Consider the following 26134-nt stretch of genomic DNA (forward strand, 5'->3'; position numbering starts at 1 on the left):
GATAGTGAATATCATGGCAGTAAGGAAAAGTGATGGAGTTGGAAGAGGTATATCGGCGCGATTTAAATCTGCTGGTGGCACTGCGAGTGCTGATTGAAGAAAGTAGTGTTAGTAAAGCGGCTGAGAGATTAAACCTAAGTCAATCGGCAATGAGCCGCGTGTTAGGGCGCTTGCGTGATCTTCTTGGAGATCCACTGTTTACTCGTCAGGGACAACGCTTGATACCGACCCAAAAAGCACTTGAAATCGACCACTTGCTGGGTGAGCCCCTAGAATCACTGCGGCAACTGCTTTCTCCAAGAGAATTTGACCCTGCGAAGTGCACGCAGACGTTTACGATTGCGACGACCGACTATGCGATGCAAACCATTTTGCCGTTTGCTCTGCCACGAATTTACCAAGAAGCTCCGCAAGTCTCATTTAACTTTTTACCCTTGCAGCATGACCGCCTGACCGATCAACTTACCTATGAGGGGGCAGATTTTGCCATTTGTCGTCCAACGGGACCGGTAGAGCCTCTACAAAGTGAGATATTGGGCAAGGTTGGTGTGCTTTGTTTGCTGAGCAAGCAGCACCCATATGCCCATAAAGAAATGACATTGGAGGCGTATCTGGATTGTCCACACGCGATGATTGCGATCAGTGACGGGGTGAAAGCACTCATCGATCAAGCGCATGCTGGAATGCCTGAGCCAAAAATGGTATTGCGTGCATACCATTTGGAGGCAGCACTGGCGATTGTCGATTCCATGCCGTTGGTAATAACGGTTCCGGCGGATTTGGCCTATTTGGTTGCTGAGCGCTATGACTTAGTCGTTAAGCCATTACCGTTTGCTTTCACACCGTTTGATTATTCAATGATATGGCATCCTCGCTGTGAGCACTCTCCAGCACAAAAATGGCTGCGTGATACGGTGAAAGAGGAGTGCAGCCGACTCATCGCCAAGAGAATCGAAGATATCGGCTTAGCCTAAATATGAAAAAGCCGAGCATGAAGCTCGGCTTATCGATCGTTGCGGAGTTACAGCTTGATGACGACACGACCTGTTACTTGGCCATTGGTGATATCTTCAGCAAACTGAGGCGCTTGCTCAAGCGTTGCTTCGGTACATGCTTGCTCGAAGTAGCTCTCAGGAAGTAGCTCCACCAGTTTTTCCCATGCAGCAATGCGTTTATCTGTTGGACAAGAGACAGAATCAACACCTTGTAGGCGCACATTACGCAGGATAAATGGCATGACCGTGGTCGGTAGATCAAAACCACCAGCCAGACCACATGCAGCCACAGTGCTGTTGTAGTCCATTTGCGCGAGAACTTTTGCCAGCACTTTGCTGCCGACCGTATCCACAGCACCTGCCCATACTTGTTTTTCTAGAGGGCGTGCAGGCTCTTCGAATTCAGTACGATCAATGATACGTGCAGCGCCAAGCTTCTCAAGTAGCGGGCCGTTTTGCTCCAAGCGGCCTGTAACAGCAGCCACCTTGTAGCCAAGTTGCGCAAGCAGAGTGACGGCTACAGAGCCAACCCCGCCGCTGGCGCCAGTCACAAGAACCTCACCGTCTTCTGGCTTTACACCACCATCTAGTATCGCTTGAACACACAGCATTGCAGTAAAGCCAGCAGTTCCTACCATCATCGCTTTCTTGCTATCGAGACCTTTTGGCAGTGGTACCAACCAATCTGCCTTTAGGCGTGCACGTTGCGCCATGCCACCCCAATGGTTTTCACCAACGCCCCAACCTGTCAGAACAACACTATCACCGGCAGAGTAACGCTCATCGTCAGAGCTGACGACAGTACCTGCTAAGTCAATACCGGGTACCATTGGAAAGTTGCGGATGATCTTACCTTTACCCGTGATGGCAAGGCCGTCTTTGTAGTTTAGAGATGAGTAATCGACATCGATCAGAACTTCGCCTTCAGGCAGTTGGCTTTCATCGATCTGTTCGATAGAAGCGATAGTACGTTTTTCTTCTTGGTTTAGGAGTAGTGCATTAAACATTGAGATTCTCCAAATAAATTCGCTCAGGAAACAGGGTTAGTATAGGGTGAATACGTATATGAAAAAAATGAAACATTTACATAAAATGTATGCATTTATAGCATTAATTAATGCGTAAAAAAGCCAGTCAAGGTGACTGGCTTAGAGTTTAGGATAAAAAGAATTGATACGATGGATTATCCGTCTCATCTTTACATTGATAGCCTAACTCGCGCAGATGGCTAGAGAACTGTGCTAGGTCGGCTTCATTAAGTTCAAACCCACACAATACGCGGCCATAGTCAGCGCCGTGATTGCGGTAGTTAAAAAGACTGATGTTCCAGTGAGTCCCCAATGTGCTCAGGAACTTGAGTAGTGCCCCTGGATATTCAGGGAACTCAAAGCTATAGAGACGCTCTTTAAGTGGTTTAGAGGGCTTACCGCCAATCATATAACGAACGTGCAATTTAGCCATTTCATCATCGGATAGGTCGACAACCGGGTAGCCGCCCTCACGTAGGTCATTGATGATGTGGTCGAGCTCTTCTTGCCCCCCCATAAGCCTAACGCCGACAAAGATGTTCGCTAGGTCGTCATCATTGTACCGGTAGTTAAACTCCGTCACGGCACGACCACCAATGATGTTGCAAAACTCAAAGAAGGCACCCTGACGCTCCGGGATCGTCACAGCCAACAAGCCCTCACGTTTTTCACCCAGCTCACAGCGTTCAGAGACATAGCGTAAACCATGGAAGTTGGTGTTGGCGCCCGAGAGTACGGTGCCAAGATTCTTATCTTTGAGCTGGTTTTGTTCTGCAAACTTCTTTAATCCAGCAAGCGCTAATGCACCTGAGGGTTCAGCGATCGCTCGCGTATCTTCAAAGATGTCTTTAACCGCAGAGCAGATCTCATCACTTGATACTGTCACATGTCCATCAATGTATTGCTGACACAAACGAAACGTCTCTTCACCGATACGTTTAACTGCAACACCATCAGCAAACATACTGACTTGGTCGAGTACCACTGGCTCTCCGGCATCCAGTGCGGCTTTGAGGCAAGAAGAGTCTTCAGGCTCTACCGCAATCACCTTAATTTCAGGCATCAGTTGTTTGACTAATACAGCGACACCAGCAGCCAGGCCACCACCACCGACAGGCACGAAGATGTAATCGAGATGACCATTTTGCTGCAGCATCTCCATACCAATGGTGCCTTGACCGGCAATCACTAGAGGGTGATCAAAAGGAGGAACAAAGGTGTAGCCATGAAGCTCCGACAAGCGCTCAGCTTCCGCTTTAGCTTCGTCAAAGTTACTGCCATGCAGAACCACCTCACCACCAAAACCACGCACAGCATCAACTTTGATGTCGGGGGTGGTTTTAGGCATCACAATAATCGTTTTGATACCAAGCTTGGTGCCAGAAAGTGCCATTCCTTGAGCGTGATTCCCCGCAGAGGCAGCGATCACCCCCGCCGCTTTTTGTTGCTCAGAAAGACTCGATACCATGTTATAGGCACCGCGCAACTTGAATGAGTGTACCGGCTGGCGATCTTCACGCTTGAGTTGCACGTTGTTGTGAATACGTGCAGAGAGACGTGGCATCTCTTGAAGTGGCGTGACTGTTGCCACTTCATAAACCGGAGCTCGAAGGATTTGGCGCAGATAATCTGCGCCAGTCTCACTAGTTAGTGTCATAAGCTAGCCCTCTAGCTTAGATTTATCTCGTACGGCACCCTTGTCTGCACTTGTAGCCATGCTCGCATAAGCTTTGAGTGCAAATGAGACTTCGCGCTCACGAGCTGCAGGTTTCCAGCCTAATTGGTCTTGCTCGGCACGACGCGCAGCCAGCTCATCTGCAGCAACGTCGAGTGAGATGGTGCGGTTTGGAATATCGATAGCAATAGTATCGCCATTTTTAACCAGACCAATCGTACCGCCATTCGCCGCTTCAGGAGAGGCGTGACCAATAGACAGTCCAGATGTGCCACCCGAGAAGCGACCATCAGTTAGCAGCGCGCACTCTTTACCAAGGCCCATCGATTTCAGGTAAGTCGTTGGGTAAAGCATCTCTTGCATACCAGGGCCACCTTTAGGGCCTTCATAGCGGATGACGACAACATCTCCGGCTTTAACCTTGCCACCTAAGATGCCTTCAACCGCATCTTCTTGGCTCTCAAAAACCACAGCAGGGCCAGTAAATTTGAGGATGCTTTCATCTACACCGGCTGTTTTCACGATACAGCCATCCAGAGCGATATTGCCTTTAAGAACAGCAAGGCCACCGTCTTGGCTGTATGCATTCTCTTTCGTTCGGATACAGCCATTTTCACGGTCTGCATCAAGGCTATCCCAACGGCAGTCTTGAGAGAACGCTTCCGTTGTACGAATACCCGCAGGTCCGGCACGGTAGAAAGATTTCACCTCTTCCGAGTCAGTCAGCATGATGTCGTATTGTGCCAATTGCTCTTCCCAGGTTAGGCCAAGCACGGTTTTAGATTGGTTGTTGAGTAGGCCTGCGCGATCAAGTTCACCCAATATACCCACAACGCCACCAGCGCGGTGGACATCTTCCATATGGTATTTTTGTGTTGATGGTGCGACCTTACATAGGTTTGGTACGCGGCGAGACATTTGGTCAATGTCTTCCATATCGAAATCGACTTCACCTTCTTGAGCGGCTGCCAAAAGGTGCAATACGGTGTTGGTTGAACCACCCATCGCGATATCGAGTGCCATCGCGTTTTCAAACGCAGCTTTGGTGGCAATGTTGCGTGGAAGTGCAGATGCATCATCTTGCTCGTAGTAGCGTCGCGTCAAATCGACAATGCGCTTACCTGCGTTAACGAATAGGTCGCGGCGATCGGCGTGAGTCGCGAGCATTGAGCCGTTGCCTGGTTGAGATAGCCCCAGCGCTTCGGTGAGACAGTTCATTGAGTTCGCGGTAAACATACCAGAGCACGAACCACACGTTGGGCAAGCGGAGCGCTCGATCTGCTCACTTTGCTCATCCGATACATTGGGATCGGCACCTTGCATCATCGCGTCAACAAGGTCGAGTTTGATGATTTGGTCAGACAACTTAGTCTTACCCGCTTCCATAGGGCCGCCAGAGACAAAAATCACTGGGATGTTCAGACGCATCGAGGCCATCAGCATTCCCGGAGTGATTTTGTCACAGTTGGAGATACACACCATGGCATCGGCACAGTGAGCATTGACCATGTACTCAACAGAATCTGCAATCAGTTCGCGTGAAGGGAGTGAGTAAAGCATACCACCGTGACCCATTGCGATACCGTCATCCACTGCGATAGTGTTGAACTCTTTGGCGATACCGCCCGCCGCTTCAATCTCTTTGGCCACCAATTGCCCTAGGTCTTTTAGGTGCACGTGACCTGGAACAAACTGAGTAAATGAGTTTACTACGGCAATGATTGGCTTACCGAAATCTTCGTCTTTTACCCCAGTTGCGCGCCACAGTGCTCGAGCACCTGCCATGTTACGGCCATGAGTGGTAGTGGCTGATCTATATTTAGGCATGTCGTTGTCCTTCTCTTATGCTTCTGGGTATACGTAATCTAACCAGCCCCACTTGTCTTCAGTGGTGCCATTGAATAAACCAAAGTAAGCTTCTTGCATCTCTTTGGTGATTGAGCCGCGTTTGCCTGTACCAACCTCGATTTTATCAACGGTGGCGACTGGAACGATTTCTGCGGCCGTGCCTGTCATGAACACTTCGTCAGCCAGGTATAGAGCTTCGCGCGCAATGTTCGCTTCGCGCACTTCATAACCTTTATCACGAGCGATGGTCATGATTGAATCACGAGTAATGCCTGGCAAAATTGCGCTGGTTGCTGGTGGAGTGGTGATCACGCCATCTTTAATCACAAAAATGTTCTCACCAGCGCCTTCTGACAAGTAGCCATCAACACTAAGAGCAATACCCTCATCGTAACCGTGACGACGCGCTTCACCACCGACTAGGAGAGAAGATAGGTAGTTACCACCGGCTTTGGCCGCAGTAGGAATGGTGTTTGGAGCCGCACGATTCCAGCTAGAGATCATCGCATCCACACCGTTTTCCAGTGCTTCTTCGCCAAGGTAAGAGCCCCAAGGGAAGGCGGCAATGATCAAATCCATTTCGGTATCAACCGGAGGACAAACGCCTAAGCCGACATTGCCAACAAAGCCAAGCGGGCGAATGTAGGCATTATCTAGCTTGTTTTGACGCAGAGTTTCACGGGTTGCCTCCATGATCTCATCAACAGTGTATGGGATCGGGAAGCGATAGATTTTAGCGGAGTCTTTTAGGCGTTGAGCATGCTCACGGTGACGGAAGACAATTGGCCCTTTTGGTGTGTTGTAGCAGCGTACGCCTTCAAATACCGAAGTACCGTAGTGCATGGCATGAGTTAGAACGTGCACATTCGCCTCAGCCCATGGAACCATTTCACCATTAAACCAAATGTAATCAGCAGTTTTTGTCGCCATTGTTGCCTTCCTTATGCGTTTACTCGTTGTTGTAGGTTGTTGTTTGGCAGTTCGTTGTTATTGATTTTGATAACATCTACGCTGATCACATCCCACAATTTTTCAATTTGATTAGTTAAGAATGAGATTGGTCGATCGCTATCGACGATGATCTCAACACTTGCAATTTTGCTTTCATGATTTTGCGTTCCTGCCACCTGTTTCACGACAAAGCCGCGGTGGCGCACGACGCGAAGAACACGCTCAAGCAGTACCGGTTTGTCGTCTGCTTTGATATCTAATAAGTATCTTTCCATTAGGTGTTCTCCAACATATCACTATTTGATGCACCAGGTGGTACAAGTGGCCAAACATTTTCTTCTTCATCGATCAAAACATGCAGTAGGTAAGCGGTTTTGCTCTCTAACATCTCTTTTAGCGCAGGTTCGACTTCTTCTTTCTTAGTAATCGTTTTACCCGGAATATCGAACGCTTTCGCGAGCATAACGAAGTCTGGGTTGTCATCGAGAATGGTTTCACTGTGGCGACCGTCGAAGAACAGCGATTGCCATTGTCGTACCATACCTAGGCGTTGATTGTTAATAAGCACCATCTTTACTGGGATCTGGCGGCGTTTTAGCGTGCCAAGCTCCTGCACATTCATCATGAACGAGCCGTCACCTGAAATAAGAATCGATTGATCGTCAGGACGAGCAACCGCAGCGCCCATGGCGGCAGGCAAGCCGAATCCCATCGTGCCAAGGCCTGCAGAGGTAATAAAGTTTTGCGGGTGGCGTGGTTGAATGTGTTGCGCTGCCCACATTTGGTGCTGGCCGACATCGGTGGAGACCATCGAGGACTCTGGCATCATGTCTGAAAGCTGCTTGAGTAGTAGTGGTGCATAGATGAGCTCACCAGGGTGGTCATAGCGCCATTTGAAACCGCTTCGTAGGCTTTCAGTGTGGTGAAGCCAAGGGGCGATATCATGTTCAAGATGTAGCTGAGGTAATATTTGACGAATATCACCACGCAGTGCAGCGTGTGCATGGCGCAGCTTGTTGATCTCCGCAGCATCAATATCTACATGCACCACCTTAGCATTTGGCGCGAAGGTATCTAATTTACCCGTTACTCGATCATCGAAGCGCGCGCCAACGACGATTAATAAGTCACTCTCTTGCACGACAAGGTTCGCCGCTTTGGTGCCGTGCATCCCTAGCATTCCCAAGTAGTGTGGGTCATGACGCTCGATTGTGCCTAACCCTTTTAACGTGCTTACTGAAGGCATTGGGTTATCGATAAGAAATTTGCGCACGGTGTCCGTTGAGTGTGCTAGTTGTACCCCACCACCGACGTAAAGTACCGGGCGTTTTGATTCGCGGATGAGGGCATTTGCCAGGCGGTAAGACTCCGGCGTTGGAACTGGGAACGGGATATGCTCAAACTCAGGAAGAATTTCGATAGGTGCTTCGGCAAGTTGCACATCTTTTGCTATATCGACAATAACGGGACCAGGGCGACCGGTTTTCGCTACTTCAAACGCCTCTGAAAGGGTAGGAGCAAGATCGTTGATATCGGTGACAAGATAGCTGTGTTTGGTACAGGCCAGCGACATACCGATCACGTCCATCTCTTGAAACGCGTCAGTACCGATGTGTGTACTGGCAACCTGTCCCGTGATTGCTACCAATGGGATAGAATCAAGAAAGGCATCAGCAAGGCCAGTGACCAGGTTGGTTGCACCAGGTCCAGAGGTTGCCATGCAGACAGCCACGTCTTGTTGTGCTCTTGCCATGCCGATAGCCGCCATCGCTGCGCCTTGCTCGTGGCGACAAAGGATATGTTCAACGCCACCATCGTACAGGGCATCATAGATAGGCATGATGGCACCGCCTGGATAACCAAATACGGTTTCAATACCTTGTTGTTTTAGTGCGGATACAACTAACTCTGCTCCAGTCATTGTGATCCTCCATGTACCGCTTCATTGCGATGAGCTGCTTGCTTGCACATCATGTGCGCTCCCGTTCTTTGTTCCTAAATGCTCGATGAAATGAGCTTTTAAATCTTCTTAGTGTAAAAAAACCCCCGGACTTTTCAGTGCGGGGGTTTTTCTTATTCGATGGCTATCTTTCGCCCACTCGACCCCGCGCGGTGTCCATAATGACCACGATAATCAGGGCTAGCAGTGTGTTAAATGCGAAGATAGATTTCATTATAAATTTGGTTACGAATTGTCGTCTGCCTCTAGTGGTAACATACAAAACTGCCGAATGACAAGGGAAAAATTAACAAGTCTGATGTTTTTTTGAGTGATTATAAGTATCGATAGCACGCTTGTGATTGATATTTAATCCCGTTATGTGGTTATTATGTAGTTACAATTACTTCTAAGTTGTATTTTGTTGGTCTTTTTGACTGTAAAACGATTGCGCAATTAGCAGTGAATTAATCTAAAAATACTCAATATCCTTTCCTGTTTAGGACAAAACAACCAACTCTCACACTTCATTCACAATGCAGTTTCACTAACAAGAGATCCTGGTCGCGTCGTTATGGCGTGAGTTATGACAGCACAAAGTTATCGCCTCATGATGCGCTTCTTTTTCCGATCTTATTGAGAAGAGCAACGATGAGTTTAGCTATTATTCATAGCCGAGCAAGCGTGGGTGTGGAAGCGCCGGAAGTAACCGTAGAGGTTCATATTAGCAATGGTATGCCGGGATTTTCGCTGGTGGGTTTGGCGGAGACAACGGTTAAAGAGGCGAAAGATCGTGTCCGTAGTGCCATCATTAATTCTAACTTTGAGTTTCCTTCTAAGCGAATAACGGTCAATCTTGCTCCCGCAGATTTACCCAAAGATGGAGGGCGATTTGATCTCCCCATTGCTTTGGGGATTCTTGCTGCCTCTGAACAGATCCCGATATCTCATCTTGGCCATAAGGAGTTTCTTGGCGAGCTGGCGCTTTCTGGTGAACTTAGGAGCGTTAAAGGCGTGTTGCCTGCAGCGCTTGCTGCCACAAAAAAGCAGCGTACCTTGATTGTCCCACATTATAATGGCGACCAGGCTGCACTCGTCGATAAAGAGAAGCACTGCTCAGCAGAAAGTTTGTTAGATGTGTGTGCCGATTTATGTGGACAGCAGAAACTGTCTCTGCATCAAACACCTACGGCTATAACAACACCAGCCTCAACACGTGATCTTCAAGATATTATTGGTCAGCAGCAAGGCAAGAGGGCGTTAGAAATCGCAGCAGCCGGCAGCCACAACCTACTGCAGCTTTGCAATATTTACCTATTTGGGGATTCATATGCTCTTTAGTGTCAGTGATTACTTTAGCTATCAGCTGGTTGAAGCTAGCAGCCATGATGAAGCAGTGAAATTGTTTACTGGTAAATCAAATCTAGTATTGCTGACAGATGAGCAGCTCAATGATGACACCACTGTCGTCGTCGCCATGTGTTGTGTGTACCAAGGGAATATTGAAGCCAGACTTGAAAGCTGCTCTATAGATATAGACAGAGTTTTGCTTATGGATAGCTTTGCTTGTACTCGTTTCTACACGCTGATATGTGGACGTTAGTAAACTCGTTAACCGTTGGAAGTGAGATAAAGACGGTTGGTGTGTGTATGGGGTATCACAGGTAAATCGCCATAAATCGCACCATAATTACGGTGGAAAACACAGAGAACCGATTCCAATAGGAATAATCGATATTCCAAAAGAACAATTAATAACCAGTAGGATTCGAGCAAATTTTCTGATGGTAATTGGTTTATGAATAGTTTGGCTAAAACGCTATTAGCTTCTTTGGTTATTGGTTTGGTTGGTTGTAGTTCGGATAGTGATTCTCCTGCTCCTGAACAACCTCCCGTTGATGGTATTCCTCCTATTGATGGTACTCCACCATGCTCTGAGGATTGTGGCGGTGAAGAAAAGCCACCAGTAGACAGTGATAAGCCTGTACTTCCGCCTGTAGAATTGCCAATTGAAGTTGTACCTGAAAACCCAGTAGAGCACTGCTCCTTGGGTAATTTTTACAGCGAAGATTGGCACATATATGGTGAAATATTAATGCTAGCTTCAAACTATTGCTCAAACCTTTCCGCTGTAGTTAAAGACACTATTAGAGGTGAGTTAACATTACTCCAAGCTCATTATGAGAAGGATGAAGGTGAGCGCTACATCTATATGTTTGACAATCCTAGCTCAACTAATCTTAAGGGGCTTGTTTCTCATTATACCGCTGGCACTTGTGACAAGGATACTGGAGAAGGAGAGGGGTATGTGTATACATCGGCTACTCTCTACAATTCAAATGACTATGACGATTACATCAGATTGAATGTAACTAAGAATACCTATGATTCTTGGTGTTACATTATTGATACTGAATATTCTTATCCTTATTTTTACAAAGACACTGCTGAGTACGAGCAGTTCATGAAAGCTATTGATAGGGATACTCATTTACCATATGTAGAAGAGGCTTTTCTTTTTGCCAATGAGATTTAGAGGCGGAAAAGTTAGGTAAGGTTTTCAAATCGACTTTAAGGGTGTGCATGATATGCGTGTACACCTTATTTCAAAAAAGGGGGAGTCCCCCCTGTTCTTTTCCTGTAGTAACAGCACATCACTTAAACTCTTTCAATTTAGAGCCTTTCAACAATGTGTGGCTTATCGCTTTAATCATCGTTGTTGATTCAGTGGATAGTAGGCATATTTCAATGAGTTCGTTTGTACCTTGCCCTAAATGAACAATGGTTTAGTACATTGGTTTGGTTCGTTTAGAGTTTGCATTTGCATTTACGAACTAAATTCAGTTAAGATCTTAGATGTTAAATGAACACTATTGGTGAATTTATGTTGATAGGTTATGCGCGGACTTCTACGGTTGAGCAAGAGGCAGGGCTTGAAGCCCAAGAGCGAGAGCTAGATAAACTTGGTGTAGACAAACTTTTTTCTGAACAGGTTAGCTCTGTCGGTGAAAGAGAAGTGTTGCAGGAGTGTATTCGCTTCTGCCGTGAAGGAGATACATTGGTTGTCACCAAGTTAGACCGTCTTGCTCGTAGTGTTGCGAACCTCTGTGACATTCAAAAGCAACTGGAGAGCAAAGGTGTAGAGTTACGTATTGCTGATATGGGACTCGATACAGCTACACCACAAGGTAAGTTGATGCTTAATGTCTTTGGTGCTGTGGCGCAGTTCGAGCGTGAAGTGATGCTAGAGCGTCAACGGGAAGGAATTGCCAAGGCGAAAAAAGAAGGTAAATACAAAGGTCGCAAGCCCACCAGCGACGATGTGAAAGATCAGGTAAGGGAACTCTTAGCCCAAGGCAAAAAGCCTGCTGAAATCATATCCCTCACAGGTATCGGCAAAACTACCTTTTACAAAGTTAAGAAAGAATTTCAGAGTTAAAGGCAATGACTTATACAGGGTGGCAACTACGGCAACTACGGCAACGCTGGCAAGTATGGCAACAAAGTTACTATTTTAGTGCGAAAAGGGGCGGGACTATACACACCTCACTGCTTAAACACATCCCTTTTGTCGCTGTGTGATTACATCATAAACAGTCATTGCGGGAACAATCATAATTTTGAAAACCTGATTTGTAGTCCGATACAGCAACGAGTAAAACAAACGAGCACCTGCATGGGTGCTTTTTTTATATCTGAAAAGGAGGAAAAGTTAGTAAATGGGTGTCACACACAGGCGACCCTTTACGTTTATATGCTGTAGGAAATGGTAGGAATCAATGCAGCACATGATTGTTTTTATCCATTTCATTAAATATCTGTCAGTTAACGCTGACCCATCCTAGTCGAGTAAGACTACTTCAGAACAACACCAGCTAAGAGAGCAAAGGAAGAGACCTACTGTCCGTCAGTGCCACGTCATTACGGTCACAGGCAGTCTGTCCTCTGTTGGCTTTTTGCGTTCGTTTATAAGTGGTTTGGTCTGGACACTAGGGCAATGTCTAAAGGCATAAAAAGCTACGTGGAGCTTTGCTGGAGGATGTTGCTAGCGATGGTTAGGCACACTGACGTTAAGTTGCAATTCTAATTACATGGAGGTTTAGATGATTAGAACATCAAGAGCAACCCGATACGCGAGGCAAGAAAAAGCGCGCGTTGATAAGGAGTTGCTGCAAGAGGGTGAAGTTGTTCACAACCAAACCTATACGACAGGTAGTTATGGCAATGCGGTTAAAACCGATTGGCAAGCTATCGAAACTGAAATAGAGCGAAGTCTTCAAAGCGAACATAGGAGTTTGAGGGACTTTGCTGAATGGTATTTCGAACTGATTGATAGTGCGGAATATGAAAGAGCCGAGGCAGTTCGTAGCTGCTGGTTGGCGCAATACACGGAAGTAAATGGAGGTTCAACTGATGCGAGTATTAGTTAGACCAGAGAACGAAAAGCAGCTGATGGATTGCTGCAACAAGTGGGGCATTAGCCCTACTTCTCTTATTAATAAGTTGATTAAACAACTAGATACCGAAGAAACCCAACATGGAGGTTATAACGATGCTAGGAGCACTATTGGCGCAGAGCCAGCAACACGATAATGAACTGCGAGAGCAGATTATGAAGCACGGTGAAACGCCAACGATGGCAGTTGTAAAATACGCCAAAGATCGATGGGCGTATGTGATACCAGAACGTAAGTGGCTAGACACCCATAGCGAAGATTATGAACTGCAAAAGGGTATGGATGCGATTGCATTGATGGCTAGTTGTGGAATCTTTGAGGATAGCAGTGGTACGGATGACAGCATTTACAAAGTGTTGAGCACTCCGTCCCAAGGGCTTGTGCAGATTTGGGGGCATGAATATCGACCAGATGAAGCCAATGCTATGTGGGTTGATAAATCGGGGCGTAAGTGGTTGAACACTTTTAAGCCTATGGTTATCGGTTCTGAGATGGCAACTGCTGAAGAAATGGCCATGATTGATGCCTTCTTTGAGTTCGTTGTACCTGATGAAGATGAACGTTATCAAGTACAACAGTGGATAGCTCAAGCAGTGCTTAAACCTGAGCAGCGTAATGAGTTTGCATTGCTGTTGTACGGTGAGAGTAACGGTACAGGCAAGGGCACGCTGCAAGAGCTATTGACTAGGCAAATTGGCTACTGGAACTCGTTGAAACCTGCTGATAGTTCTGAATGGGCGTTGAGTCGGTTTAAGAGCGATGTAGATGGTAAACGCTTGTTGATACTGGATGAGCTGTATTACGACGGTTATGCGGTGTCTAACAAGATGAAGCCGTTCATCACTGAGCCAATGCTCGATGTAGAGGCGAAAGGTAAGCCATTAAAGACAATGCGTAACCACTTAAACGTGATGGCAAGTAGCAACAGCATACAGCCATTATGGCTAGATGATAGCGATAGACGATGGATGTGCGTTCGTGTTGAGTGGGCGAATCCCAATGAAAACAAAGACCATTCAGACAACATTGAACAGAGCAAGATCGTTGCTAGATTCCGACATTGGCTAGAGACCAGTGATAGAGCCGATGCGGTTATTAGGTACTTCTTGATGGGGATTGTGTTGGATGATTGGGATGTTAGCAAAGCTCCAATGACAGATGCTAAACGGTCGCTGATTAACGGCTCTGTAAGCATTGCTGAGGATAACTTTAAGCACAGTTATGATTATGGTGATGCGCTTGTGGTTCAGCGTGTTGAGATTTTTAAAGGTCATAATGTAGCTGTTGCGAGACAGAAACAGTGGTTAGAGGAATCGGGCTTTAAAGCCGTAGATGGAAGGGTTTCGCTCAATGGTATTCAAGCTCGTGACTGGGTAATAACTCCTAAAGGTCTCGAAGCTGGTATGTGTCCGAAGATGAACGGCAAAGAGTTAATGTCGTTGTTGGAAGCACATCAGATGGATGGATGCTCACCTTTCCACACGCCAACGGCGAGGATGTAGCTAATGGAGGTGAAAGTGAGTGAGCCACAAGAGGTGGCAAGTATGGCAACGGTGGCAACTCCGGCAACCGCTCGTGAAGCCTTAGCCGAATTTGAAGCACAACATGGGGCAGAGTTAGCACAATGCCCTGTGCTTGGTTGTGTTACTTGGAGTAGCTTACCTAGGCCTGATTGGAGTTATAAAGGGATTCGGATGCCACTTTATAGGTGGGCGTGTCTAGCTGCTCATCGTGAAAGTATTTCTGTTGGTGAACATCGAGTTGCTAGGCATAAATGCGACAATGAAAAATGCTTCAATCCTCAGCACTTACACTGGGGAACACGGGGCGAAAACAATAGTGATAGGGCTTTGGAATAGCCCTTTCCTTTAACGACAACTAACGCCGTGAGGCAGGAGTAAAAATATGATTACGAGTACACAGGTAGTAGCGGCCTTGGAACAGTTACGATTAATTTTAGGTTTGAGTTCAGATGTAGATTTGTTGGCAGAGCTGAACATTGCAACTAGTGCTGAGTGGGTTCAGTTAGAACACTATCCGAACTATCAACAAAACCAACGTACAAAAGCGATTCGCAATGCACGAACAAGGCGAGTCCTTAAAGCTGACAGTAAAGGTTACGTGAAGTGTAAAGATCGATTTGGCAAGTGGGGTAACGTAAAAGCAGTGCTCTAGACAAGTGAAAGCACCACAGTGGCTAGCTGTGATACTTTTCTTAAAGGGCTAGGTTTTAAGAGTGTTTAACGCTCTTACTGCAACGTATCGTCGTTTGCAGCTTCTCCATCAAATTTCAACTGTTGGATGGTCTGGTTTGGTAGAGGGGTGTATTCGACAAAATACCAGTGGAAGAAATCCGCACTTCGCGAGATACCAAGAGCTTTGAAAGGTTTTAATTCTAGCCCAAATTTTTGTAGCTGTTTATTCAAGCGCACGCGGTATTGAGCGATGTTCGTTACACCAGTCAAATCCGTCAGTGCATCAGATTGGATCCCAGGTTCATCGTGAACAGCGGACACAAGAGTTTTGAACTTGGGGTTTGAGAGTTCTGAAAGAAGGAATGTCTTTTCTTCAATGGTCAGAAACTTGGGAGTGTAGCCATACTCGATTGGCAACAAGATGATGTGTGACTTTTTGGGCGTCACAGAACCGCTATCTACGTATGTCATAGAATTTACCTCAACTGTTTTACGAATAATTTGTAGACTGCAAGAGCCACTTACAGTTTTAAGAGGGAGCTATAGATACACTTGATTTGCAGCCCCATGTATTCAGCCCAAACACATGACAAACAAGTATGAAACTCGACTCTTAATGGCATGGTATCATAAATCAAATGAGAGTGTCAAATTTGAAACGCAAAAAGCCCGCCGAGTTGAGGAACGGCAGGCTAAGCTTATTTTTAGTCGATATGTCGTAATCATTCGACTGGTTATTTTTGTTACTCAAAGGGCTAATCTGAGTAACTAACCAAAAAATATCGAGGGGCTAGCTCAATACTGCTAACTTTAATTCTAGAACAAAAGTCTCGAAATGAAGTTAGTTTTTAAATTTATTCTTTCTCAAACCTAATACTTGTAGGCTTCGAAACCCTTTACAGCACTAGATTAGAAATCAAATTATTACTCACTGACCTTGCGGTCAAGTGTTTTTTATTCGGAGCGCATGATACTCAAACTAGACTTTTGTGCAAGTAAATTTTACATGCAACCTGATTTATTTATGGCGTTAAACAGCCCATAAGCGATTCTAACGAGCTAAACTGTAATTGTTCATTCCGTGGTACCAAGTACATAAGAAAGGCTCATATGGGACGATTAGAGCGAGAAATATACAATTAAACAATATTGTGATCTTTGTCACATTATTGCTGTGCGACGAACCATGTATGATCGTAAAAGCCAGTTTTCATAGCGTCCTTGTGTGCGATGTACACAAAGTCATTTGCTGTGAGACTGGCTTTTTTAGTTTCTGGATCATGATAGACCTTAACCTCTGAGAAGGTCGTTTTCAGTGTGCGGTTTAACTTAACTCGTACCTTGAATAGCTCTTCACTTGAGAGTTCACGGGGTGTTTTTTTATAGACCTCAACTTGCAAGGCATCGGCTACAAGTTGGCAAGACTCCCTGAAATCCATATGAACTGTGGAATCTGATTCTACTGATTGAGCTTTGGCATCCTCTAATTCTTGTTCATGTTTTTTAACTGTCTCTGAACGAGCCGTTAGTTCTTCTAGGAAGATAGAGTCAGTGAACTTTGATGATAGGGCTAGTAGTTGCCTGTAAGCCTCTCTAGCGGATTCCAGTTTACTCTCAAGCACTGACAAATCATTGATCGTTGTACTTTGCTTTGCCACCAGCTTTGAGTGTTGCTCAAAGTGCTGAGGATGAAGGAATTGCTCTGTGATGAAGCGATGGATTAACTCGATTCGGACAGGTTTGTTAGTGCATGCTTTCTTTTTGAACTCACGACATGATAAGTAAATCCATTGGGGAGATTTTTGGTCATAAACCATAGAAGCACCACAATCACCACAGACTGCAATTTGGGATAGTACATTGGGGAATGTGCTCTTTCGTCCCGCAGCTTGTGGTTTATGGCGTTCCTTTTGTTTTGCTTGAGAAAGGTAATAGGTGTCCTCACTGATTATCGATGGATAGAAATCAGGAACGGTAGAGGATTGGACTTTGTTGTTGATGATATGGGTGTGATGACCAATAGCAGCTTTAGAGCCTAAGATCTTCTTGATGCTGGTGGTTGCCCATGTTCCGCCCTTTGGTGCTTTTAGACCTTCTTCGTTGAGAATGCGACAGGTGCTTACTGCTCCATGACCATCTATCGACATTTGGAAGATGCGCCTAACAATATCAGCCTTTGATTCGATGATTGAGTAGGTGCGTTTGTCCTCGTTGAGAGATAACCAGAAAGGTGTGTTGCTGTGTCTGGTTGTTGTGTGTGGGTTTGCTCGCTTGTTAGCCCATACCGCCTTGAGACGTTCTGATTTGGTTTTTGATTCATTGTGAGCACGTTCCATCACTGTCAGAGAAATGATGAGATCAGTGGTGTTTGATTCGCTGTCGTATGTGCGGTCATCAATTAAAGTCACTACTGTGATGTCGTGGTCTATGATGTTGAGAAGTTGACGGAGTGCAGTTTGTACCTTTGCTCGTGATAGACGGTCTAGTGACTCCACCAGCAAGAATGAACCACGAGGGATTACACCTTGTTCCAAAGCTTTAAGGAATTGCCCTAAACCGTTGTCCTCGTGTGTATTTGCTGATCGAAAGGCAGAAACACCAAGGTCTGTAAAGGATTGTTCAGAGAGGGTTAAAGAGTGCTTTATGCAGTAGTCTTGAGCCAGTTGTGTTTGTCTACGTAGGCTATCGCCTTTTGACTGAATAGCACTGGAAAAGCGGATGTAGGAGTAAGCAATCGTCATCATTATCTCTAATCAAATATTATCTTGGAGATGCTAAACCATTTCAAAAGTCGATATGGAATAACGAATATTCTAAAAAAGGTAAATGGTACATAGTCTGCTTTTTCTTGGCCCTCCCGGAACGGGGAAAACCATGCTAGCTTCACGCCTTTGTGACCTATTACCTGAGATGAGCGACGAAGAGGCGATGGATACGGCTTCTGTCGCCTCGTTAACGCAACAAGATATCAATGAGCACAATTGGCGTCAGCGCCCCTTTAGATCGCCACACCATTCTAGCTCAATGGCAGCGCTGGTCGGTGGAGGCAGTATTCCTCGGCCGGGTGAGATTTCCCTAGCACATAATGGATTGCTCTTCCTCGATGAGATGCCCGAGTTTGAACGCAAAGTTCTCGATTCACTTCGTGAGCCACTAGAGTCGGGCGAAATCATCATCTCTCGGGCTCAAGGTAAAACGCGCTTTCCCGCTCGCTTTCAATTGGTAGGCGCATTGAATCCAAGTCCTACTGGGTACTATGAAGGCAACCAAGCAAGAGTGAACCCTCAAGTTATCCTACGCTACCTCAATCGCCTTTCTGGCCCCTTGCTGGACAGGTTTGATATGTCACTGGAGATCCCCTCACTGCCCAAGGGCACGTTGGCACAAGGTGGTGATCGCGGAGAAACAACACAAGTGGTTAAGCTTAGGGTTGAGCAGGCACGAGGTGCTATGGTTGAACGAGCAGGGAAAGTCAACGCACTCCTTGGCTCGCAAGAGATAGAACGCTATTGCAGATTAGAAAAATCGGATGCCGAATTTCTAGAAAATGCGCTACACCGACTGGGTTTATCGATTCGCGCTTACCATCGAATTATTAAGGTGGCGCGTACCATCGCCGATCTTGAGGGCCAATCAAGTATTGCTCGAGCACATATCGCGGAGGCACTAGGGTATCGCGCCATGGATCGTTTGCTCAAGCAACTAACAGCACAAGCGGTGTGAATCGAGAGTAATCAGACCATTAATACAAGGGCTTACATCCAGCGGCGGGATTAGTATAATTGTCCACCGTTTTAATATTTCAGTTTGTAAGGTCGCCTTTTTTCATGCTTAGCAAAATACTCATGGTGCTCAATGCTACGTTGGTTATTCTCAATTCAGCGATGTGCTCTGTGCTGATCTGCTTGATTGCCATTGTTAAGCTATTGCTTCCAACGGCACAGCTAAAAGCAAAAGGGACAGCCGCTGCGAATAAGATGATGTGGCTTTGGGCGACAGTGAATGCCGCTATTCTTGAGGTATCAAACGATGTTGAGTGGGATATCGAGGAGATCGAAGGTCTTGAAAAAAATGGCTGGTACCTGATGATCAGTAACCACCTAAGCTGGACCGATATAGTCGTTCTTTGCTGTGTGTTTAAAGACCGAATCCCGATGCCAAAGTTTTTCCTCAAGCAGCAACTTCTTTACGTTCCATTTATTGGTATGGCCTGCTGGGCGCTCGATATGCCATTTATGCGCCGCTACTCTCGAGAGTACCTACTGCGCAACCCACACAAACGTGGTCAAGACCTTGCGACTACGCGCCGTTCTTGTGCCAAGTTTCAGCATACTCCGACTACGGTTGTGAACTATGTTGAGGGCACGCGATTCACCAGTGAAAAACAAGCCAAGAGTCGCGCTGGCTATCAATATTTGCTGCAGCCAAAATCTGGCGGCATTGCATACACACTGGCCGCAATGGGAGAGCAGTTCGACAATATTATTGATGTGACCCTCGCTTACCCGAATAACCCCAATCAGCCCTTTAAAGAGATGTTGATGGGCAAGATGAGTAAGATTGTCGTTCGAGTGGATGTCTTGCCTGTTGACGAGAAGGTCACTGGTGATTACTTCAACGACAAGCCTTTTAAGCGAGATTTCCAGCGTTGGTTAGCAGAGCGTTGGGAGAAGAAGGATAAGCGGTTAGATGATATTCATCGTCAATCCACTGGACACTAAAATACGAAGGGAAGCTGCTGCTCCCCTTGTTGTGTCGCTAAAAGAGCAAGTTATTGCTCGAGTAGGTAGTTCACCAGTTCAAAGTACTCATCGACAGATGAAATAGAGCCAGCTTCAACTAGGTAGCGGTTGTTGACGATAACGGCTGGAACGCCTCTTAGACCACTGTCTTGGAACTGCTTATCGAAGCGACGAATCATCGAGTCGACGGCAAAGCCATTGAAAGTTGCGTCAAACTTCTTCGCATCTACACCTTCATCTAGGAAAATTTGACGCAGCTCTTCGTCATTACGTGGAGCTTTGTTCATGTTATGGATGCGGTTGAACATGATTGGCGCCATTTGGTCATCAATCTTCAAAGCCAGCATCGTGGCGTAAGCCTTACTCATTGATGGGCCCATTGAGCCACCCATGAATGACACGTGGTTTTTGTTGAGCTTCACGCCTTCAGGTAGTTGAGCTTTCAATTGTGCAATGATTGGCTCAAATGAGTGGCAGTGTGGGCAGTAGAACGAGAAGAACTCTGTCACGACAGGTTTTTTCGCTGGTTCTAGATCCAATACTGTGTAGTGTGTCCCTTCTTTAAAGTTAGCGGCATGTGCCGAAATGCTGACTAGAATTGTGGCAAACAGTGCCATTAGTTTTTTCATTATATACTCCATTTTTACTACCACTGTGGCATCAGCGAGAGCGGTGGCTCTTCTAACGCCGCAAGTTGTTCTTTGAATGCTAAGACTTGACCTTCCCAATACTTTGGATCATTAAACCACGGAAACGCAACAGGAAATGCAGGGTCGTGCCATCTTTTTGCCAGCCAAGCCATGTAATGCACCATACGTAGACCGCGTAGTGGCTCAATAAGTTTCAGCTCAGATTGATTAAAGTCGCTAAACTCTTGGTATGACTCCAATATAGTGTCCAATTGCGCTAGCTTGTCAGCACGCTCACCATTAAGTAGCATCCAAATGTCTTGGACAGCGGGGCCATTACGACAGTCATCGAGATCAACAAACATCGGCCCGTCACGCCATAATATATTGCCTGGGTGGCAATCCCCATGCAGACGCAAAGACGTGTCAACCCCCTTCCATTGCTGGTTAACGGCTTGAATGAGCATGTCTAAGTCATTGAAAAAGGCGTTTTCAAGATGAAGTGGGATAAATTGACTCTCTTGTAAGAGCTTTCTCGGTTGAAGCATGTACTCATCTATGCCGATGGTTGGCCGGTGTTGGAAATGAGTTCGGCTGCCCACTTTATGGATACGTCCAAGGTAGCGTCCAACGGCTTCTAGTTGATCGTAATTATCGACTTCGAACTGACGACCACCCACGCTTGGAAAGACGGCAAAAACATAGCCCTGATAGTGGTGCAGAGTCTCGCCATTGATTTTTAACGGTGCGGCTACCGGGACCTCTGCCTCAACGAGCTCAAGGGTAAAGTCATGCTCTTCTTGGATCTGCTGCGTTGTCCAGCGTTGAGGACGATAAAATTTGACGACATAGCGTTGACGCTCTTCGTCAGTGAATTGATAGACACGGTTTTCATAGCTATTGAGGGCGAGAAGCCCCGACTCTGCACGAATACCTACGCTCTCTAGCGCATACCACATTAGATCAGGGGTTAGCGCATCAAAATTAAAAGACTGTTCAGACATAATGAGAAAAGGCTCATTGCTGAGCCTTTTTCCTTGTTATTTCAACTAGAGCTTCTTAATGAAACGACTCTCTACTTGAACGGTAAAACTTCCACTGTCGCTGAGTATAAACTGAATTGTAGAGACGGGTGAGGATAATGTCTCCGGGTCGACACCTAAGCTCATCGGCAAACTAAGCACCTCTCCTGGGTTTACCTGTATGGTTTGACGGCCATACCAAGTCACGTCAGATAAGCCCTCAACATCCAATTGATAGGTTTGGGTTTGTTGGGTTTTGTTGATGATCTTGAGCGTGTAGGTGTTCTCTATTTCCCCTGAGTTGTTGACACGAAACAGTTGGGTTCTATCACGAAGGACACTCAGTCCGGCTGGGTCAACATTGACAACTTGGGTGAAGAACAGACCCATCATCACCAGTAAAATTGCACCATAGCCCAGCAATTTTGGTCTCATGATCTTAGTGTCATCGCCCGCGAGTCGATGTTCGGTGGTGTAACTGATCAGGCCTTTTTGATAACCCATTCTCTCCATCGTGTGATCACACGCATCGATACAAGCGCCACAGTTGATACACTCGTATTGCAGCCCGTCGCGGATATCAATGCCCGTAGGGCAAACTTGAACGCAGAGATTACAGTCAATACAGTCACCTAATCCCATCTGTTTAGGGTCAGCTTTGCGTGAGCGGGGGCCGCGAGCTTCACCGCGCTGGGCGTCATAACCGACAATAAAGGTGTCTTTATCAAACATCGCAGACTGAAAGCGGGCGTAAGGGCACATATGTAGACACATGATAGAACGCATCCAACCTGCGTTGCCGTAGGTGCAGAGCATAAAGAAGATCACCCAGAATGCTGGCCAGAAGGCGACATCAAGGGTAAAGAAGTCGATAACCAATTCACGGATAGGAACAAAGTAGCCAACAAAGGTAAATCCGGTTAGTAGGGCGATGATAAGCCAAGCAAGGTGTTTAACCCCTTTGCGCAGTGCGAGGTTAGCAGTCAGTTTCCCTGAATCTTGCTTGCGGCGCTTGTTGGCGCTGCCTTCAAGCTTCTCTTCAAACCAGATATACATGAAGGTCCACACGGTTTGTGGGCATAAGTAGCCACACCAAACACGCCCAAGAAACGTGGTGATAAAAAACAAGCCAAAGGCGGCAATCACAAACAGCAGTGCGAGTAGTGTGAGGTCTTGCGGGTATAGGGTTGTGCCGAAGAAGTTGAACTGTTGATGGCCAATATCGAGCAGCACCGCCTGACGTTCACCAAAGGGTACCCAAGGGATTGCAGCAAACAACACGAGTAGGAACCATCCACCATAGCGACGGAGCTTTTGAAAAGTCCCTTTGCTCTCGCGAACATAGATGCGGTTGCTAGGGTTAAAGCGATCCTTTGCTCCTTTGTGGGTTTTTGGGTTGAAGGTTTTAGGCGTCACGTCTTTGACGTCTATTTTGTCCTGACTCATTGGGCTTCCTTACTTGGGTCACCTGCAGTGCCCCTTTGTTATTGTGCTTCGAATTATATCTTTCTCATCACAATATTTTAGCTAGCTATATCACTTTTATAACGATCGGTTTACTTGGTTAGTATCTGGAAGGAGGCAAGGAAAATCACGTAGGGGAGGGGAAATAAAAAAGCGACTCTGTCGAGTCGCTTAGTTTTGCTTATTCAATAATGCCGCGAGCTTTTAAAATAGCGGTTTTGAAATCATCTTCTTGGTCCTTTTTCAGACCTGGGATCATCTCTTCTTTATCACTATTGCGCATCTTTAGGTGATAGATAAGAACATCATCTGTCAAATCTTCCAGTTTTCCCTCGTAACCTGCTTCTTGTGCAAGTTTAACGATAAACTGCATTAGGTTGAGCTCTTGATCTTTAATCCACTCAGGTTGTAGAAGCTCTAGTAGCTCCTCAATACGATGACATTGCATCACTTTCTCCGCTGTACTTTCATTTTATAGGTAGTTATAGCGATAAAGTACCAGAGATCGATAAGTAACCTCAAGAAGCTTGGGTGTTTGTCAGCGGGAGAAAAAGAAAAAGCGCAGTAAAGACTGCGCTTTTCATTAGGCTGCTCTTACAACATTAGAAGAAGCAGGAGTTTGTAGAGCTTTCTGCTCCACTAACGTCATTTTTGGAGCTGCTTTTTTTGCCATCGGAGCGGAAACAAATCCACTGCGACGACGGGTCGCACTGCGGTTGGTGTGCGAAAACCTGACTGTTGCTGGTCGCATTTAGATACCTAACTGTCAGGCATATCCATTGCCGAAGTAATGGCCTTACTGATCTTGAGTTATGTTTTGCTTACGCAAAGTGTTGCTCTATGGCTTCTCGCCTATCCAATCCACCAGTAAGGGGTAGTAACGGATTTACCGTCACTTAAAGGGTAACACTGTTAATAAAGTTGGTCGATAAATAAACACTCTCATATGTAAAAAAACGCCGAATCAGCACTTTAGTTGCAAGGCAAATGGTGTATAAAGGATAAATAGAGTGGTGCTTAAATAAGCACTAAGCATTGCAGGTACGCGCAAGGAGGTCGCTATGTCTTTTCTGAAGAAAACCCTAGCCAGTTTTGGTATTGGATCTGCAAAAGTTGATACCGTACTGCAGCAGAATGTCCTCTTTCCAGGACAACCTGTTGAGCTCAAGATATTTGTCTATGGTGGTGGCACTGAGCAGGATATCGACAATATTGATGTTGATCTGTGCTGCCAGTATGTGGCAGAAGAGGCGGTGGAGCGAGGCAGTCATGGTGGCGATTCAATGCGAACTCGTCGTGTAAAACGCCCTTATGTTCTTGGTCACTGGCAGCTACCTTATGCCTTTACTATTCATCCTGGTGAGACTCGAGAGTTTGATGTCAGTATCGAAGTGCCATGGAATACCCCGGTCACCGTTGGGGAATCGAAAGTTTGGTTAGAAACGGGTCTCGATATCTCTCATGCCATCGACCCAACTGATAAAGATATGCTAACCGTTCGGCCTGATCCCCTGACAGAGGGCGTGTTTTCTGCTCTAGAGGCGCAGGGCTTGCGTATACGTCAGGTTGAGTGTGAAGAGACCAAAGGTTTTTCACTGCCTTTCGTGCAGGAGTTTGAGTTTGTCCCAACGACGGGGCCGTATCATGGGCGCTGGCGTGAGCTTGAAATCGTCGCCAATCGCACCAGTGAGGAGCTAGAGCTCTGGCTTGAAGTAGACCGTAACAAGTCAGGTATGAAAGGAATGATGGCAAGCTTGCTTGGTGGAGGAAAACTCAAACGTCACATGCTGCTATCCAGTCAATTGACGTCTGAGCAAGCGGGGCAGCAAGTTCTAGAGTATTTAGAAACCCACTGCTAATTTGAGCTTACACTTGTACGCTTAATCTGCCATGCTAGCAATTCAATCACTGAATAGCAGTATGGCGGATGCTTGGCGATGGAAAGAAAACAGGCTTATGGTGCAAGAGAAGAGTTTCTCAATGCACTGACTCACGGTGTAGGAATTTTGCTGGGTATTGTTGGTTTAGTGCTGTTGCTGTTTAAAGCGCTAAGCCATGATGCTGATACTCTGACTATTGTCAGCATGAGTGTGTATGGTGGCAGTATTATTCTCTTGTTTCTTGCGTCAACGCTCTATCACGCCATCCCCCATGAGCGCGCGAAGCGTGCGTTAAAGACGTTTGATCACTGCGCTATCTATCTATTGATCGCTGGTAGCTATACCCCATTTATGTTGGTTAGCTTAAGGACACCGATGGCGATGGGCTTGATGGCGGTGATTTGGTCGATAGCACTCATCGGTATTATCCTCAAAGTGGCGTTCATCTACCGCTTTAAAAAGCTCTCTTTGATGACTTACCTTGCGATGGGCTGGCTGTCTTTGCTTGTCATATATCAACTGGCGTTGAAACTGGATGTTGGTGGACTAACTCTGCTGGCTGCGGGCGGTGTTATCTACTCTCTTGGGGTGATTTTCTATGTTGCTAAGCGCATCCCATACAATCACGCTATTTGGCATGGCTTTGTACTTGCGGGCTGCGCCTGTCACTTTTTGGCGGTCTATTGGTATGTTGACCCTATCTAGGCTTACCAACTCCGTGTTTTTACTTCTGTGATTTTGGCTTGTATTTGATACTGCTCTAACTCGGGTACCTTAATAGAGAGATCTCTTCCTTGGGTTGCTTGCTTGGGTTTTAGGTAGGTATCTGCTAGGCGCTTGATAGCAAGCCAAGCATCAGCAGACTGTTTACCCAGCTCATTTCCATTCATGTCGTAGAGAACAATTTCAACGGTAACCAATATGACGGCTTGCGAGCTTTGGTTGGTGATTGCTGTTGGGAAGGTGACCGTGCCATTAGCGTAGTTGGCTGTTCCCAGTATTAGGTCGATACCAGAGTCGGATAATTGGAGCGTGGGCTTGCTATCCCCGATGGTAAAAGTGGTGGCGTTTGGTTGGTTTAGAGCAGGCACAAGTGGTACAACGACGTCAGCACTTTTTTCCTCAAGTGCTTTGGCTTCTGTAGCGGCAACAACATATTGCCAAGTGAAGTCATCATTCAGTTGTGCTTGGCGTCCATCCTCGAGTGTGACGGTTTGGGCCGCAAAAACACTCGTGCTTAAAAGTAATGATAGGAGTGGAATAATGGATGATTTCATGCTGTCACCTATGAGCACCAATGATGTGCTGT

Annotated in this window: 25 protein-coding genes and 2 pseudogenes; 13 read left to right on the forward strand and 14 right to left on the reverse strand. The window is 46.3% G+C overall.

What is annotated here, in order from left to right; translation table 11 throughout:
- The first annotated feature begins 32 nt into the window (after positions 1 to 32).
- Positions 33 to 974, forward strand: a complete 942-nt coding sequence (locus GT360_RS00250; RefSeq protein WP_164646990.1) for a LysR family transcriptional regulator — start codon at positions 33 to 35, stop codon at positions 972 to 974.
- Between the two features lie 47 nt (positions 975 to 1021).
- Here the strand turns inward: GT360_RS00250 and acuI are convergent, their stop codons facing one another.
- The 6 genes from acuI to ilvG form a co-directional block, all read right to left on the reverse strand.
- Positions 1022 to 2002 carry an acrylyl-CoA reductase (NADPH) gene (gene acuI, locus GT360_RS00255; RefSeq protein WP_164646991.1) on the reverse strand — a complete coding sequence of 327 codons (981 nt, stop codon included), beginning with the start codon at positions 2000 to 2002 and terminating at the stop codon, positions 1022 to 1024.
- Positions 2003 to 2150: 148 nt separating this feature from the next.
- Positions 2151 to 3680 (reverse strand): threonine ammonia-lyase, biosynthetic, encoded by a 1530-nt coding sequence (gene ilvA / locus GT360_RS00260; protein ID WP_164646992.1) that lies wholly within the window; start codon positions 3678 to 3680, stop codon positions 2151 to 2153.
- A gap of 3 nt (positions 3681 to 3683) precedes the next feature.
- Entirely contained in the window at positions 3684 to 5525 is a 1842-nt protein-coding gene (gene ilvD / locus GT360_RS00265) for a dihydroxy-acid dehydratase (protein WP_164646993.1), read from the reverse strand.
- 15 nt (positions 5526 to 5540) lie between these two features.
- Positions 5541 to 6476: a branched-chain-amino-acid transaminase gene (ilvE, locus tag GT360_RS00270; RefSeq protein WP_164646994.1), complete on the reverse strand. Its 936-nt coding sequence runs from the start codon at positions 6474 to 6476 to the stop codon at positions 5541 to 5543.
- 11 nt (positions 6477 to 6487) lie between these two features.
- Positions 6488 to 6772, reverse strand: coding sequence for an acetolactate synthase 2 small subunit (ilvM, locus tag GT360_RS00275; RefSeq protein ID WP_164646995.1), 285 nt, complete (start codon positions 6770 to 6772; stop codon positions 6488 to 6490).
- Entirely contained in the window at positions 6772 to 8418 is a 1647-nt protein-coding gene (gene ilvG, locus GT360_RS00280; RefSeq protein ID WP_164646996.1) for an acetolactate synthase 2 catalytic subunit, read from the reverse strand. The genes ilvM and ilvG overlap by 1 nt, the downstream gene beginning before the upstream one ends.
- A gap of 669 nt (positions 8419 to 9087) precedes the next feature.
- Between ilvG and GT360_RS00285 the strand changes: the two are divergent.
- The 8 genes and pseudogenes from GT360_RS00285 to GT360_RS00320 all read left to right on the forward strand — a co-directional run.
- A pseudogene (locus GT360_RS00285) lies at positions 9088 to 9738 on the forward strand (magnesium chelatase domain-containing protein); the annotation flags it as partial.
- A gap of 28 nt (positions 9739 to 9766) precedes the next feature.
- Positions 9767 to 10039, forward strand: coding sequence for a hypothetical protein (locus GT360_RS00290; RefSeq protein ID WP_164646936.1), 273 nt, complete (start codon positions 9767 to 9769; stop codon positions 10037 to 10039).
- A gap of 195 nt (positions 10040 to 10234) precedes the next feature.
- Entirely contained in the window at positions 10235 to 10972 is a 738-nt protein-coding gene (locus GT360_RS00295) for a hypothetical protein (protein ID WP_164646998.1), read from the forward strand.
- Positions 10973 to 11299: 327 nt separating this feature from the next.
- Positions 11300 to 11875, forward strand: a complete 576-nt coding sequence (locus GT360_RS00300) for a recombinase family protein (protein WP_239502568.1) — start codon at positions 11300 to 11302, stop codon at positions 11873 to 11875.
- A 664-nt stretch (positions 11876 to 12539) separates the two neighbouring features.
- On the forward strand, positions 12540 to 12866 hold the full coding sequence (locus tag GT360_RS00305; RefSeq protein ID WP_164646999.1) for a hypothetical protein: 327 nt from the start codon (positions 12540 to 12542) through the stop codon (positions 12864 to 12866).
- 122 nt (positions 12867 to 12988) lie between these two features.
- Positions 12989 to 14395: a DUF5906 domain-containing protein gene (locus GT360_RS00310; RefSeq protein WP_164647000.1), complete on the forward strand. Its 1407-nt coding sequence runs from the start codon at positions 12989 to 12991 to the stop codon at positions 14393 to 14395.
- A gap of 15 nt (positions 14396 to 14410) precedes the next feature.
- On the forward strand, positions 14411 to 14752 hold the full coding sequence (locus GT360_RS00315; protein ID WP_164647001.1) for a hypothetical protein: 342 nt from the start codon (positions 14411 to 14413) through the stop codon (positions 14750 to 14752).
- 46 nt (positions 14753 to 14798) lie between these two features.
- Positions 14799 to 15068, forward strand: a complete 270-nt coding sequence (locus GT360_RS00320; RefSeq protein ID WP_164647002.1) for a hypothetical protein — start codon at positions 14799 to 14801, stop codon at positions 15066 to 15068.
- A 74-nt stretch (positions 15069 to 15142) separates the two neighbouring features.
- Here the strand turns inward: GT360_RS00320 and GT360_RS00325 are convergent, their stop codons facing one another.
- A complete protein-coding gene (locus GT360_RS00325; RefSeq protein WP_164647003.1) occupies positions 15143 to 15559 on the reverse strand; it encodes a hypothetical protein in 417 nt (138 codons plus the stop codon).
- Between the two features lie 695 nt (positions 15560 to 16254).
- On the reverse strand, positions 16255 to 17832 hold the full coding sequence (locus GT360_RS00330) for a recombinase family protein (RefSeq protein ID WP_164647004.1): 1578 nt from the start codon (positions 17830 to 17832) through the stop codon (positions 16255 to 16257).
- Between the two features lie 88 nt (positions 17833 to 17920).
- Here GT360_RS00330 and GT360_RS00335 point away from each other — a divergent pair.
- Together GT360_RS00335 and GT360_RS00340 are read left to right on the forward strand one after the other, a co-directional pair.
- A pseudogene (locus GT360_RS00335) lies at positions 17921 to 18811 on the forward strand (YifB family Mg chelatase-like AAA ATPase); the annotation flags it as partial.
- Positions 18812 to 18915: 104 nt separating this feature from the next.
- A complete protein-coding gene (locus tag GT360_RS00340) occupies positions 18916 to 19809 on the forward strand; it encodes an acyltransferase (RefSeq protein WP_164647005.1) in 894 nt (297 codons plus the stop codon).
- Positions 19810 to 19859: 50 nt separating this feature from the next.
- On the opposite strand, the gene GT360_RS00345 is transcribed toward GT360_RS00340, so the two are convergent.
- From GT360_RS00345 to GT360_RS21795, 5 genes are all read right to left on the reverse strand, one after another.
- The gene (locus GT360_RS00345; protein WP_164647006.1) at positions 19860 to 20459 is read right to left on the reverse strand and encodes a thiol:disulfide interchange protein DsbA/DsbL; all 600 of its coding nucleotides are present in this window, start codon (positions 20457 to 20459) and stop codon (positions 19860 to 19862) included.
- A gap of 17 nt (positions 20460 to 20476) precedes the next feature.
- The gene (locus tag GT360_RS00350) at positions 20477 to 21463 is read right to left on the reverse strand and encodes a serine/threonine protein kinase (protein WP_164647007.1); all 987 of its coding nucleotides are present in this window, start codon (positions 21461 to 21463) and stop codon (positions 20477 to 20479) included.
- Between the two features lie 45 nt (positions 21464 to 21508).
- Entirely contained in the window at positions 21509 to 22927 is a 1419-nt protein-coding gene (ccoG, locus tag GT360_RS00355; protein WP_164647008.1) for a cytochrome c oxidase accessory protein CcoG, read from the reverse strand.
- Positions 22928 to 23126: 199 nt separating this feature from the next.
- Positions 23127 to 23393, reverse strand: coding sequence for a YihD family protein (locus GT360_RS00360; protein WP_164647009.1), 267 nt, complete (start codon positions 23391 to 23393; stop codon positions 23127 to 23129).
- Between the two features lie 135 nt (positions 23394 to 23528).
- The gene (locus GT360_RS21795) at positions 23529 to 23696 is read right to left on the reverse strand and encodes a hypothetical protein (protein WP_204274538.1); all 168 of its coding nucleotides are present in this window, start codon (positions 23694 to 23696) and stop codon (positions 23529 to 23531) included.
- 310 nt (positions 23697 to 24006) lie between these two features.
- Between GT360_RS21795 and GT360_RS00365 the strand changes: the two genes are divergently transcribed.
- Both GT360_RS00365 and trhA read left to right on the forward strand, forming a co-directional pair.
- The gene (locus GT360_RS00365; RefSeq protein WP_164647010.1) at positions 24007 to 24804 is read left to right on the forward strand and encodes a sporulation protein; all 798 of its coding nucleotides are present in this window, start codon (positions 24007 to 24009) and stop codon (positions 24802 to 24804) included.
- 78 nt (positions 24805 to 24882) lie between these two features.
- Positions 24883 to 25530, forward strand: a complete 648-nt coding sequence (gene trhA / locus GT360_RS00370; protein ID WP_164647011.1) for a PAQR family membrane homeostasis protein TrhA — start codon at positions 24883 to 24885, stop codon at positions 25528 to 25530.
- Positions 25531 to 25532: 2 nt separating this feature from the next.
- Here the strand turns inward: trhA and GT360_RS00375 are convergent, their stop codons facing one another.
- Positions 25533 to 26102 (reverse strand): DUF3157 family protein, encoded by a 570-nt coding sequence (locus GT360_RS00375; RefSeq protein WP_164647012.1) that lies wholly within the window; start codon positions 26100 to 26102, stop codon positions 25533 to 25535.
- Positions 26103 to 26134 lie beyond the last annotated feature (32 nt).

The organism is Vibrio astriarenae (assembly GCF_010587385.1).
Lineage (GTDB): Bacteria > Pseudomonadota > Gammaproteobacteria > Enterobacterales > Vibrionaceae > Vibrio > Vibrio astriarenae.